Below are 12242 nucleotides of genomic sequence, written 5' to 3'. Positions count from 1 at the left end.
GCCTCTATCTGAGTTCTGACAGACCCATTTATTCAACAGACACGCGTGGGACTAATCTGCTCATCAGGCGAATCGCCAGCAGAGCGATCCAAATGCCGCCGCCAATAATGCCAATCCGTTCAATGAGTCCTGTTGGCCCCCGTCTAACAATTTGGCGGTGAGGACGAAGGCGACATAAGAGGCGGCGACCAGCAGGCCAGTGGCAACCGAATACCAGGACCAGCTGCGCCTTTCGAGCTCTGCATCGCGCCGTGCCAGCACGAAGCAAGCCGCAATCAGCGAAGTGAACTGAAGCAGACCAAAGAGGATATGAATGGCTCCGTGAATGGTTAGCGCGCTCGACGCTCCTGGCGGGTAACCTAGCGCCGGGTCGGGAAGAATAGGTCCGATGACGATGAAGGTAAGGCCATAGATGCCGAGCAGGATGGGTCCCCAGGTGGAGCCACGTCCTGTACGTAGGAGCAGCCTCATCCCGATGGCAAAAGCGAGCAGGAGCGCACCGGTGACGATGTAGTTGGTACTTTGGATCCACCCACCATCCCCCAGTTCAAGGTTGCTGTCGGGGACTATCCAGGCGTTGTAGCCAGGGCGTATGGCCCCAAGGATGAGAATGACAACACTGTTGAGTAGTGGAGCAATGATACCGCAAGCCAGCAGCAGTCTCATCGCCGCTGACTGCTCTCCAGTACTTTGTGCTGAGGTTTCCATGTGTTTTTCCCTTTGCAGTAAGATCATATGGCTATTCTCTGAAAATAGTCATACATACTTTGTTCCCGTTTGAGGAACAGCAGGTTTGCTACCGAATATGGTATTCTGAGAGAAGATTACTGAGGAGGGCTCTCCCCGTCAAGCACGCACCAGGGAAACAGTTCTCTACTGAACACCTGGCCCTGATTGTTCGGCAAAGAAGGAGGTGAAATCCGTGAAACAGCATAAAACAGATCGTCGTTCCCAACGCACCTATCGCCTGGTGAGCTCTGCCTTTGCAGAACTCGTGGGAGAAAAACCCTATGATGAGATTCTGGTGCAGGATATTTTGGATCGGGCAAACATTGGACGTACCACCTTCTATACCCATTATTTCGATAAAGAGGATGTTCTCAACAGTATCATTGAGCTGGAGGTGGAGCGGCTCACTCGCCAACTCTCCCATGCAGTAGCAAGACGACGGATCCTGCCCAGTCTGGAACTGTTTGAGCATGTGTACCACTCTGAGAATCAGCAGTTTCGGGCGCCGATGCGAAGCCGTGCGGGCGAGTTCTTGTGGGAAGCTTTGCAGACGGCGCTCTGTCGAGCGATTGAACCGGCTCTTTACACCCTCTGCGCAGAAAAACGTTCGCCGCCGACCCCTCTGCCAGTGGTCTCTGAGTACCTGGCCGGAGCTTTGCTCACCTTGCTCAAATGGTGGGTCGCTGCTGATATGCCCTACCTACCAGAACAGATGGAAAGCATCTTCCAACAACTGGCGCTGCCTGGCGTGTGGACCATGCTCAAGAAAATGTGAGCAGAAATCGGCAAGCATGCCTGAGCCTCTCTTGCAAACAAACCTTTCCAAAAGTATGTTCATTATATTCTTCATCATTCCGTCCTCATAAAAATTGACTAGGAAGAACTGGATGCCCCCAGCAATTGAAGCTATTTGAGAGTGCATGAACACTCTTGAGTAGATTGAGAAAGACAGGATAAACAGAGATGGATAACAATCTTGTCGTCAGTACGTCGTCGGGCAGGTTCCGTGGCCATATTGAGGGCCGCGTCACCTCCTATCTTGGCATTCCATATGCCCAGCCCCCAGTCGGCGCGCTGCGCTTCCGTGCTCCTCAGCCCTTTCAGGCGACGCGCGGTGTGGTGGATGCATACCGCTTTGGCGCTGCAAGCATCCAGACGATTCCCCCTTTCGTCGCATGGATCTACCCACCTCAGGATCAGCAAAGCGAAGACTGCCTGACGCTGAACGTGTGGACGCCGCCATGGGATGGCACACTTCGGCCTGTCATCGTCTGGCTGCATGGAGGCGCCTTCCGTACAGGCGCCACGCGCATGCCGCTGATGAACGGTCGCGCATTAGCGGAGCACGGCGTCGTCGTGGTAACGGTGAACTATCGCCTCGGCACCTTCGGCCTACTTGCTCACCCAGACTTCGCGGACCCAGACAACGGGAGTTGGGCCAACTGGCAACTGCAGGACATGGGAGCAGCGCTTCATTGGGTGCGGCAGAACATCGCCGCCTTTGGAGGCGATCCCGCCCGGATGTGCCTCATGGGCCAGTCTGGCGGCGCCATGAGCGCGGCCATCCTTGCCCAAAACGCTGCGTATCGTTCGTGCTTCCAAATGGCCGTGTTGCTGAGTCCGCCCACGCTATCAGCGCCCGTCAGCATGACGCAAGAGGACGCAGCAGCCTACACGGAACTGCTTGCCAGCAGCCTCGCGACCACGCCACGCGGCTTGCGCAATGTGCCAGCCAGGACACTCCACGAGGCGGAATTGACGCTCAACCTCCAGCCACTGCCCGCACACTTCACGTCTGGGCAGGACTTTAAACTTGCGCCGTTGCTCGACAGCATCTTTTACTTATCCGACTGGACGCGCACCACGTGGCCTGCGGATATCGCTGTCATCATCACCTACACGCTGGACGAAGGGGCTTTCTTTTACAATCTCTATGACCAAGCCACACACACCAGGCTAACACCGCCAGTGCCTTCCACCAGGGATATGCTCGCAGCTATGGTTCTTCCGCTCGTAGGAGGCTCGCTTGATGCGGTAGCAGCGGTGATCAACGTCTACACCCGCGCCGCGGTTGCGGAAGGGCGCTCATCGGCTCCGGCAGACTTGTGGGTCGATATTGCCGGCGACCGGATGCTGCGCAACTATGGCACGCGCTATGCCACGACCATTGCGAAGAATGGGGCTTCGATTCGCTACGCCACCTATATGCATCAGGTCAAGGCACCTGGACGAGGTGTGCCACATTGTAGTGATATGCCCATGATCTTTGGTACTTATGGGCTGGATTACTATCGGGACAAGGTCGGCGCAGGCCCCGAGGAGGCGCGGCTTTCCCACGATATGATGAGTGCGCTCGTATCGTTTACCAGGGATACCATCCCCACCATCGCCTCAGGTCTGGAGTGGCCTGTATACCAACCAGGCGCCGCGACCTCAGTTCACTGGGGAACAGGAGACAGTTCGGACACGACAATTGGGCCAATCCCCAGGTTGGCCCAATTGGCAGTATGGGATGCGATCCTGGGCTATTAATCATCCTGGTTTTCTTCCATCTACGGGCGCATGTCGTGGCAGGGCAGCGCGCCCGCGAGAAACGTTTTGGTCAGCAAGTTGCTGATCTGTTCCGGGGGGCAACTCTTTGTTCTCCAAAACTTACCCAAGCATGGACAGGCCCTTTGCTTAGGATGAGCAAAGGCAGGGAATGAAAAGTCAGAAAACCGCCAGTGTTAGTCTGGTTTCTTGTGTAAAATACAGTCATCAACTTAAGTCGACGGCTATTAAAAACTTGAGCTTGATAAAAACGTTGTGATGGAAGAAGGAAAATAGAAAAAATGAGTTATACCAACGGCTTCACAAAAAAGGTTGTGCTTGTTACTGGTGGTGGAACGGGGATTGGCAGAGCCACTGCGCAGGTTTTTGCTCAGCAGGGGGCTCAGGTGGTCATTGCGGGCAGGCGTGTAAAAGAGGGTGAAGAAACCGTTCATCTGATTCGGGTGGCAGGCGGTAACGGGCGCTTTATTCAGGCTGATGTCACCAGCGAAGCCTCAGTCAAAGCACTCATGGATGCTGTTGTTAAGTCTTGTGGACATCTTGACATAGCATTTAATAATGCTGGAGCTGATGCTCAGTTTGGGCCCTTGTTTGAGGCAACCGAGCAGGACTTCGATGACACCATCAACAGCAATCTCAAGAGCATTTGGCTTTGCATGAAGCATGAGCTGCTGTACATGCTCAAGCAGGGACGTGGCTGCATTGTCAACAATGCTTCCACGGTTGGGCATGTAGGAATGGCAAACATGGCTCTTTACGTTGCGGCAAAGCACGGGTGATTGGATTGACCCAAACGGCGGCCCTGGAGTATGCCACCCAGGGCATCCGCGTGAACGCGGTTAGTCCGGGCTCTATCGAGACGCCGATGGGTGAGAGGGCTTTTGGCAGCATGGAGAGTTACCGGCAAGCACTAGCCCCAGCCCATCCTATGGGACGCATCGGGAATCCCCAGGAGGTTGCAGAGGCAGTCGCCTTCCTGTGCTCTGAGGGCGCATCGTTTATCACCGGCCAAGCCCTCGCGGTTGATGGTGGAAACCTCGCTCAGTAGCGTACCTGCACTATGCACAAAAGGGCAGCACCGGTCGAATAATGGCGGTGCTGCCCTTTTATGCTCTCCTCTAGAGACACTCTTATGGCACCATCTCAATGACATGCGATATGGAGCGTTATGGCATAGACAACGCTGCCCCACTGGTGACGTTTCTCCTACTGATGTGCCCTTTCCATTGCGCGTATTTTGCTTCTCTTTTTAGGAGAGGCGCAGAACCCACCGCTCTCGTTCATTGCAGGAGGAAAGGGGGTTACGTTGCCTTTCGCCTTCGTTTGTAAATTGTGGGTAAGAATCAGGGCTAAAGCCGGAGGGAGGATGTCAATCGGTAGGAGAAAATTTGAGATGATCCAGGTGAATATTGGTGCCTTCTCCCTTTGCAAGATCGTGTGGGGCAACCCTTTATGTACGTGAGGCAAGCTTATGACACAGAAGTACAGAAGTACTTTGCCCCGATAAGAATGTGTCTAAACTAGATTGAGAAGGGCCGAAAAGGAGTTAACCGCTTGAGAAAGAGCTGAATGGAAGCGATTTGGATGAATGCCTCACTGCTCTGGGGCAAGCCCTCATAATCGCGAGCCAACCGTCGGAAACGAATAAACCACCCAAAAGTGCGCTCGATCTTCCAGCGATGACGTTGGACCTGAAAGCCGCCTTTTGGCTTGGGCAAACGAACGGGTTCACCATTGATGAGCACCCAGGGATCTTTCTGGTCCGCTTGAGGCACGATTTCGGTTTCCCATCCCAAGGTGGCTTTGATCCAGTCAATGAGCGGGCCAGTGTAGGCACTATCAGCGAAGAGATGACACAGGCGAGGAAATCGATCTGTCAGTTCCTGCAAAAGCAAGGGTGCTCCCAGCCGATCCATCAGGCGAGCTGTATAGACCTTGACTGCTAAAAGAAGCCCCTGGGTATCAACCAGGATGTGCCGTTTGCATCCGTAGGTTTTTTTTCCCAGCATCAAAGCTACAGTCGATGCCTCGCACAGGGCTGGTTTTGATGGATTGGCGAAGAGCGATAGCTGCGCTTGGTTCGGGATCACGCCCCATGCGGGTGCGCACATCTCGACGCAAGCTGCTCATCGCCCGCTCCCAAGTGCCATCCAGGCTTCAGCGACGGAAATAATGGTACACTGTCTTCCCATTGGGCAGATCATGGGGCATTTGTCGCCACGAACAGCCGGTTCGCAGGACATAGAGAATGCCATTGATGATCTCTCGACGCTCAACTCGTTCTCGCGGACTCCACTGCGCTAGAGGAGGTAGCAATGGTTCTAAGCGGTCCCACTGCTCATCTGTCAGGTCGGAGGGGTAGGCTTTGTGCTTCTGGTGATCGCTCATCTGATCAGTTCCTTTCTTTGGCTCTCGCGGTCTCCTTTCTTTCAGTCTAGCACGACCTTGTTTAGTTCAGACACATTCTAAGAATCGAACGCATCCGTCAGGCTTTATGATAGAATAGAGGCATGGACGACAGTCATGAGGCTGCTTCATCGTCACACTCATATTGATATGTTTCTTCCCGGGGAGCGGTTAAAGATATGATATTCCAGGACCCTATGCAACTCTTCTGCAATAAGACATTTTTTGGCACTATCGACCAGTACTTCTATGAAACTCCCTGGGCCAGTGGGCGTCTCATTGTTCAAGATGAAGACCAGCATGACTTCTATATGAGGGTTACCTCTTTCCGTGATTGGGCAGAGTCCTCGCATGAGAGTCATACCAACCTCTCACGCGAGGAAAGTGATAAGCAATACTATCAGGAAATGGCCCGAAGAGGACTTTCAGAGGAAGATCTGGATCGCTGCGATGAAATGGATTGGACCATCGTCACGAGTGATGGTCAGGAACATGAAACCCGTTCCCTCTCTTTTTACGTTTATGGTTATATTCAATGGCGTTGGTAATACGAAGTACCTCGACAGGGCTACCGCAACAAGGTTGCTCGATGTTGCAAGCCCTGACCGCACCATAATACGTTGAAGCACTCTAGCTTTCTGGAAGACAAGCTGGTGTGAAGAGATAGAGCTTACCTCCAGGATCCAACCTGAGTAGTTACCCAGAGAAGCCTAAGAAGGCATTATATACTTGTGCTTATCGATCATTTCAATACATGACTTTTATTGAGAGGTCTTCAATGTTCAATCAATCACTCGTACTTGCTGAAATCAGCCCACCGACGAGAGAATTTAGCGTGGTTTTCATATCTCTCATGATGCTTTTGGTGGCTGGCGCATGTGTCTATGCCTATCGGGATATGAAGTCCTACCGACGACAAGAAAAACGTTGGACGTGGTATAAACGCCCTCTTGTTATTGGTGCATGCATGATTGCATCAATGGCCTTAGTAGCTACACTTATGCTTATTCAGGTAACCGATATCATTCACAATAATCCCTTCGTAACAACGCTCATATTTGCATTGCTTGTCGCATTCATATCCTTAGATCTGTATTTCATATTTACCGTCGCCGGTCAGAAAAAAGCAGAACAAACAGAGAGATAAGCTCCACATACAATCATATGTTTACTTGTGTGAATTATCCTTATGAGGGTCAAGTGAAGACCCTAAGTGCGCGAGCTATCGGCGTTCGCGTTTTCGCCGCGACACGCCGATAGCTCGCGCTGCATCCCGCGCAAAGAGCTCCGTCTCTTCCCTTTCGGGCAGGTTACAGTCTATCGGATGTGACCTATCCCCAATACTTTGCTCTCATCGAGGATGCAAGCCCTCTTTCCTGTCCTCTATGAGATGCTCGGAATGATCTCATTTGTCCCGCGCCCACTTGAGCATGGTCCACAAAACGTGCCAGACCTTACCCTTGATCCGGGATTTCAGATTGTGGCGAATGATTTCATGGATCTAGCACAGCGGCTAGGTCTGTAGGTGCCAGCCATGCGTATCGAGATAGCCAGGGATCTTGGGGCATCCGGTGAAGGCGGTGGGGTCTTGGCAGTACACCTTCATCCCTTCAAAAGTCGCTCCAAGTGTGGTGAAGCTGAATAGGATGACGTTACTCACCTTGCGAGGGAGAGCGCAATAGGTTTCATGGCGTTTCAAGCGATGGAAGATGGCGGGATAGGGAAGAGTCGATTTTCTCTCGAAGGGGAATCTGGAAGGTGTGCGAGCCCAGCTGACTAACGACCAGAAGATCGGATTGGACGAACTGATTCCACGCAGTGGAGGGCAGCATTTCAAGCCTCACGACAAACGCAAAACGACGACCCAATACCGGAAAACAGTGGGCGGGAGTTGATTCGAACTGGGAAGTTATCGGCGGTTAAGGAAGGCTTGCCCGTAATCTGGCGTGGAGACGAGGTTATTTCGTGGGGAGTAGTCAAAAAGAGAAGGAGAAGAACTGTCCTTTCGGCCAATGACAACCCTTCTCTGGTGAGGATAGACTCTTGAGAAACTCTGCATTTTTCAAGAGAGAAGGAATCCCATGAAGCGATTTACCGAAGATCAACTCCAGCACCTTTCGCACATGAAAACGGTCGTGATTGAGACCCGACTGTCTTCTCACGCTCGTTCCCATTCAACTCCTATTTGGGTGGTCGTCGAAGATGGTGATGTGTATATTCGTTCGTACCGTGGGCAGGCCGGACGTTGGTATCAAGAGATTACTGCCTTCCCTTCAGCGGTTTTACATCTGAATAGGGAACAACTAGCTATACGTGCCATTCGTGTCACAGATGAGGCGACCATTACGCGGGTGAGCCAGGCTCTGCTTCAGAAGTATCCCACCTCTTCCTCTTCCTATGCTGAATCCATGGTTCGGGATGAGGTCGTCGGAACAACTCTGCGTTTAGAACCAGCTTCACTCTCATGGGCGACCGATCCGGAAGAACGGAAGATCCCCTCGAAATCATTCTCACCAGAAGAGTGAGCGTTCCTCTTGGACGGAACGAAAACAGGCAAGCTGGCCATAGTGCGAGCTGATGGGTGCCCTCATATCGTTCCCGTGGCATTTGATCTGGATGGAGATACCATTATGCTCCAGGTGAAGCATACCTCGGCGAAAGCTCGCAATATGCAACGTGATCCGTGAGTCTGCCTGTGTGTGGACATCGAAACGCCTCCCCATGCATATATCCAGATCGAAGGAACAGTTGAGATGAGCGCGGATCTCTCCGCTTTGGTCTATTGGGGAAAGCGGATTGTGAGCAGATATGATGGACCAGAATGCGCCGAAACCTATGTGAAACGTCTAAGTCTTGCTGAGGAACGGGTGGTCTGGGTGACGCCAACAAACATCCTCTTCCGGTAAAAAAGCTGCTGAGAATCTCGCGTCCAGGCTCGGTGACCTGGAATTGTGTGCCTGTCAGAACCGGCAGGAAGTCAAAGCCGTATTGCTCAGACGACATGAGCAGTGGAAGCAGAAATTCAAGCTCACCGTAGTTGAGCCTTCCGTCCTGCTAGGTCTTTGGGCTTGCTCAGAGGCTTCAACGGACGCAGGTTAAAGCACGTTTTATGGCAGTGAAATACCTGTCTATAAAATGAGTAACTATCAAGAGAAAGCGCCTCTTTCAATATGTTCTGAAGCGAGGTAATGGTCTGTTCATAATGGGTGTTATGAGCCACGACGGCAGGCAGGCATTGACAAGTTGAGATGAGTCACTTCTCTCATCTCAACTTGTCAGTGTTTTGATTAGCGTCCCTTGCTACGCATCTCCCAGCGTCGCAATGGGTAATAGATCACCAATGCCGTAACGATTGCCAGTGGGAAGCCGATATCTGCATCTGCAAGCAGGTGAGACAGAGGACCTTCAAAGCCAATGACTGACGCTTGATTAATTCCTAAAGCAGCGACAGCCAGGCCCACGATCAAGGCAACCACAGCCGCGATTCCCAAAGGCAATTTCTTCGCATCCGCATAATCATTCAGAGGGTATTGGCCCTTGCGTAACAGATGCTCAATAATTACAATGGCACTCCAGGCCCCCAGCCAGTATGCCATGAGCAACAGGAAGCCCTGCAAGTTAAGGTTAAGGTTCGACTGGACCAGCAGGGCCACCGCGAGGTAGCACAGCGCACCAACAATCGTCAATACCCAACGCTTGACTCTGACTCCTACTGCCTGGATGGAGAGCGCAAAGCTATAGTCTGTCGGCACATTATTGGAGATGATGCTAATTGCTAGCAGCAAGATGACCATGCTTGCGATAGGACCATTACCAAGAACATCAACGATCAGCTTGCCAGTATCGGGAAGCGTCGCATTGGAAGCAAGTGAAGTAATGAGCAAGGTTCCTAAGATCTCAAGGACGACATTCGCGCCAAGAATGCCAATAAAAGAGTAGGAGAAAACCTTCTTACTCGATGTGTTTTCTGGTTGGTGGCGTGTATAGTCCGCTGCATACGATGCCCAGCCCACTGCATAACCGAAGACAGTACCACCAAAGGTCAGCACACTTGCGAACAAGGGTAATCCTGTCACTGTCGCGGGCAGATCGATACGATAATGGCCGAGACCGGCAAAGAATACGTAGCCGAACAAAAGAAACATGGGAATCCAGGCAAAGCGCTCGAAACTGTGGACGATGAAATACCCGAACGTACTGACGAGCACGGTCGCCACTACCAGAATAATAAGCCCTACCCAAAAAGGAATGGCGCCTCCACTCCAGGCTGTAAGCAGGCTGGCGCCAATAGCCGAGTTTACCGCGTTCCAGCCTATTCCAGTCAGAGCATTGAAGGGTGCTGGAAGCTTTGCCCCTTGAAAGCCAAAAGCAAAGCGAGAGAGTGGCATCTGAGCTAGCCCTGTTTTGGGTCCGAGTGTGCTTAGAAACGCGACCAACAGCGCAGCCAGTACATTAAAAATGACAATAATTGCGACCGACCCCCAGAAACCCAGGCCTGAATAGAAGCTCAATGCCCCGAGAGCCACGGTCGCTATGACCGAGTTTGCAGACCACCATAGCCACATCGTGTCGGCTAATTGTGTGTGATGACGCTCATCTGCGCCAATACGTTCAATACCTGTGACCTCAAAGCCAGTTGGCGTTTCAGGCTTTGTTGCCACTTCGGAAATATTTCCTGCCTCCATGATACGTGTTTGCTCCTTCATAATATCAGGATCGCTAGTAGTGAAAAAATGCTCAGTATATGATTACTGAACAGGAATAATGCTCCATGTATCAACATTTAGGACGCCTAAATCAGTAATTTTAAGCGATGGGACGATACTTAGGGCCAGGAACGACAAAAAGCCAAATGGATGCGCTATCTTCACGCCCATTTCAGAGACTGTTTGGTCAAGATATTCTAAATCGCGCGCTACTTCTTCTACTGGTTGAGGAGAAATAATGCCCCCAAGGGGAAGGGGAAGGGTCGCTATGATTTCTCCATTTGCTACTATCACCAGCCCCCCTGTAACCGCTCAATCTCGCGTACAGCCAGAGCCATATCACTGTCATGACTTCCCACAACCACGATGTTATGCGCATCATGTGCTACGGAGGATGCCATCGCGCCCTGGCGTAGCCCCAGACCATGAAGCAGACCAACGCCAACGCGCCCACGCCCATAGCGCTCTACGACCGCGACTTTAAGGAGGTCGCGCGCAGGGTCAGCTACGAGGCAACCATCTCTCGCTTCGACCTCCATAAGCCGATCTTCAGTCACGATCTGGTCTGGAACGAGCCCAATCACGTGCGCTTTTCCGTTATGACCGGGTAAGCGTAGGCGTTCAATATCGAAGTCACGCAAGCGAATAGTGTGTAAGATGGCATCAATACCCGTGCTCGGTAACGTAGGCGCTTCGAAGAGGGCTTTCCCATTTTCCGCTACCAGGCGACCATCGATATAGACGCGACGAGGATGAAAATCATGGAGATCAGGCACTAACAACATATCAGCCAGGTAGCCTGGGGCGATGGCGCCACGATCCTTAAAACCAAAATATTGTGCTGGATGCAGACTAGACATCTTAATGGCTTGAATTGGGTCGAGCCCCAGGCTGACAGAGCGCCGAATAATGTAATCAAGGTCCCCCTCTCGCAGCAGATCGCCAGGCGTGCGATCATCAGCGACAAAGCCGCAACGCTCAGGTGTATGCTCCATAATCACAGGGAGCAGATCTTCCAGGTTGCGGGTTGATCCCTCACGTATCCAGAGCCACATGCCCAGGCGTAGCTTCTCTAGCGCTTCAGCCGCGCTCAACGATTCGTGGTCTGATTCAACACCAGCCGCTGCGTAGCCGCACACATCGAGCCCGCGCAATTCGGGAGCATGTCCATCGACCGCTAATCCGCGCGCAGTCGAGCCAGCAGGTTGCCCAAGCTCTATTATCTCTAACAAGACCTGATCGCCGTCCAGCACACCCGGGAAATTCATGACCTCACCTACGGAAGCGATACGGGGATCACGTGCCAGAGGAGCCAGGTCACGAGCGGTCAGCGTTGCCCCCGCACTTTCGTATGGGCTGGCAGGGACACATGAAGGCAAGGTGTACATCAGTCGCACTGGAATGCCTTCGGTCGCTGCCATTAACCAGCGAATGCCCTCTATGCCTGAGACATTGGCGATCTCGTGAGGATCACTGATACAGGTTGTGGTACCATGTGCGGCCAGGGCGCGCGAACTCACCTGGAACCAGAAGCGAGTCCTCAACGTGTGTATGTGCTTCTATGAGCCCTGGCACAAGGTAATGACCACCGCAATCGATGATCTCCTGCCCATCATATGCCCCTTGCGGGCCAATACCTGCAATACGATCCCCTCGTATCGCGACATCAGCGAGGTAGATTTCGTGCGAGAAGACATTCACAACGCGAGCATTGCGCAACACCGTATCCGCTGCCTTGCGACCACGTGCTACGGCGATACAATCGCGCCGTTCCTCAATTGTCATAGGATGCACACTCTTTATACCATCAAACCAGCCATGCATCACATTTTCCTTTTGCATCTCTATACC

The 12242-nt window shown here is 52.4% G+C and carries 12 protein-coding genes and 3 pseudogenes; 10 read left to right on the top strand and 5 right to left on the bottom strand.

Going from position 1 to position 12242, the window contains the following annotated elements:
* Positions 1-63: 63 nt before the first annotated feature.
* Positions 64-708, bottom strand: coding sequence for a DUF998 domain-containing protein (locus K3T82_RS01680; RefSeq protein ID WP_220191770.1), 645 nt, complete (start codon positions 706-708; stop codon positions 64-66).
* 214 nt (positions 709-922) lie between these two features.
* On the opposite strand from K3T82_RS01680, the gene K3T82_RS01675 reads away from it, so the two are divergent.
* From K3T82_RS01675 to K3T82_RS49765, 3 genes and pseudogenes are all read left to right on the top strand, one after another.
* Positions 923-1504 (top strand): TetR/AcrR family transcriptional regulator, encoded by a 582-nt coding sequence (locus K3T82_RS01675; protein WP_220191769.1) that lies wholly within the window; start codon positions 923-925, stop codon positions 1502-1504.
* A gap of 188 nt (positions 1505-1692) precedes the next feature.
* Complete coding sequence (locus K3T82_RS01670; RefSeq protein ID WP_220191768.1) at positions 1693-3261, top strand: carboxylesterase/lipase family protein; 1569 nt, start codon at positions 1693-1695, stop codon at positions 3259-3261.
* A 299-nt stretch (positions 3262-3560) separates the two neighbouring features.
* Positions 3561-4327: pseudogene (locus tag K3T82_RS49765) on the top strand (glucose 1-dehydrogenase).
* Positions 4328-4799: 472 nt separating this feature from the next.
* Here the strand turns inward: K3T82_RS49765 and K3T82_RS01655 are convergent.
* Positions 4800-5667: pseudogene (locus tag K3T82_RS01655) on the bottom strand (IS5 family transposase).
* Between the two features lie 197 nt (positions 5668-5864).
* Between K3T82_RS01655 and K3T82_RS01650 the strand changes: the two are divergent.
* The 7 genes from K3T82_RS01650 (at position 5865) to K3T82_RS01630 (ending at position 8591) form a co-directional block, all read left to right on the top strand.
* Complete coding sequence (locus K3T82_RS01650) at positions 5865-6233, top strand: hypothetical protein (RefSeq protein WP_220191765.1); 369 nt, start codon at positions 5865-5867, stop codon at positions 6231-6233.
* A 230-nt stretch (positions 6234-6463) separates the two neighbouring features.
* On the top strand, positions 6464-6832 hold the full coding sequence (locus K3T82_RS01645) for a hypothetical protein (RefSeq protein WP_220191764.1): 369 nt from the start codon (positions 6464-6466) through the stop codon (positions 6830-6832).
* 252 nt (positions 6833-7084) lie between these two features.
* Positions 7085-7210, top strand: a complete 126-nt coding sequence (locus tag K3T82_RS48935) for a hypothetical protein (protein ID WP_268886610.1) — start codon at positions 7085-7087, stop codon at positions 7208-7210.
* A gap of 235 nt (positions 7211-7445) precedes the next feature.
* Complete coding sequence (locus tag K3T82_RS48930; RefSeq protein WP_268886609.1) at positions 7446-7580, top strand: hypothetical protein; 135 nt, start codon at positions 7446-7448, stop codon at positions 7578-7580.
* Between the two features lie 186 nt (positions 7581-7766).
* On the top strand, positions 7767-8210 hold the full coding sequence (locus K3T82_RS01640; protein WP_220191763.1) for a DUF2255 family protein: 444 nt from the start codon (positions 7767-7769) through the stop codon (positions 8208-8210).
* 9 nt (positions 8211-8219) lie between these two features.
* Entirely contained in the window at positions 8220-8372 is a 153-nt protein-coding gene (locus K3T82_RS01635) for a pyridoxamine 5'-phosphate oxidase family protein (RefSeq protein WP_220191762.1), read from the top strand.
* Between the two features lie 66 nt (positions 8373-8438).
* A complete protein-coding gene (locus tag K3T82_RS01630; RefSeq protein ID WP_220191761.1) occupies positions 8439-8591 on the top strand; it encodes a hypothetical protein in 153 nt (50 codons plus the stop codon).
* Between the two features lie 381 nt (positions 8592-8972).
* Here the strand turns inward: K3T82_RS01630 and K3T82_RS01625 are convergent, their stop codons facing one another.
* From K3T82_RS01625 to K3T82_RS01610, 3 genes and pseudogenes are all read right to left on the bottom strand, one after another.
* A complete protein-coding gene (locus K3T82_RS01625) occupies positions 8973-10370 on the bottom strand; it encodes a purine-cytosine permease family protein (RefSeq protein WP_220191760.1) in 1398 nt (465 codons plus the stop codon).
* Positions 10371-10433: 63 nt separating this feature from the next.
* Positions 10434-11911: pseudogene (locus K3T82_RS01615) on the bottom strand (adenine deaminase).
* Positions 11862-12215: a hypothetical protein gene (locus K3T82_RS01610; protein WP_220191757.1), complete on the bottom strand. Its 354-nt coding sequence runs from the start codon at positions 12213-12215 to the stop codon at positions 11862-11864. Before K3T82_RS01610 ends, K3T82_RS01615 begins: the two are co-directional and overlap by 50 nt.
* Between the last annotated feature and the right edge of the window lie 27 nt (positions 12216-12242).

Source organism: Ktedonospora formicarum, assembly GCF_016587355.1.
Classification (GTDB): Bacteria; Chloroflexota; Ktedonobacteria; order Ktedonobacterales; family Ktedonobacteraceae; genus Ktedonobacter; species Ktedonobacter formicarum.
The sequence above is the reverse complement of the archived record's forward strand: the minus strand, read 5'-3'. Positions and strand labels throughout refer to the sequence as shown.

What these genes read in the sequence shown, in the direction of transcription:
- K3T82_RS01610 (WP_220191757.1), bottom strand. Translation starts at nt 12,215, where the DNA reads ATGCATGGCTGGTTTGATGGTATAAAGAGTGTGCATCCTATGACAATT.
- K3T82_RS01645 (WP_220191764.1), top strand. Translation starts at nt 6,464, where the DNA reads ATGTTCAATCAATCACTCGTACTTGCTGAAATCAGCCCACCGACGAGA.
- K3T82_RS01625 (WP_220191760.1), bottom strand. Translation starts at nt 10,370, where the DNA reads ATGGAGGCAGGAAATATTTCCGAAGTGGCAACAAAGCCTGAAACGCCA.
- K3T82_RS01630 (WP_220191761.1), top strand. Translation starts at nt 8,439, where the DNA reads ATGAGCGCGGATCTCTCCGCTTTGGTCTATTGGGGAAAGCGGATTGTG.
- K3T82_RS01640 (WP_220191763.1), top strand. Translation starts at nt 7,767, where the DNA reads ATGAAGCGATTTACCGAAGATCAACTCCAGCACCTTTCGCACATGAAA.
- K3T82_RS01680 (WP_220191770.1), bottom strand. Translation starts at nt 708, where the DNA reads ATGGAAACCTCAGCACAAAGTACTGGAGAGCAGTCAGCGGCGATGAGA.
- K3T82_RS01670 (WP_220191768.1), top strand. Translation starts at nt 1,693, where the DNA reads ATGGATAACAATCTTGTCGTCAGTACGTCGTCGGGCAGGTTCCGTGGC.
- K3T82_RS01650 (WP_220191765.1), top strand. Translation starts at nt 5,865, where the DNA reads ATGATATTCCAGGACCCTATGCAACTCTTCTGCAATAAGACATTTTTT.
- K3T82_RS48935 (WP_268886610.1), top strand. Translation starts at nt 7,085, where the DNA reads ATGATCTCATTTGTCCCGCGCCCACTTGAGCATGGTCCACAAAACGTG.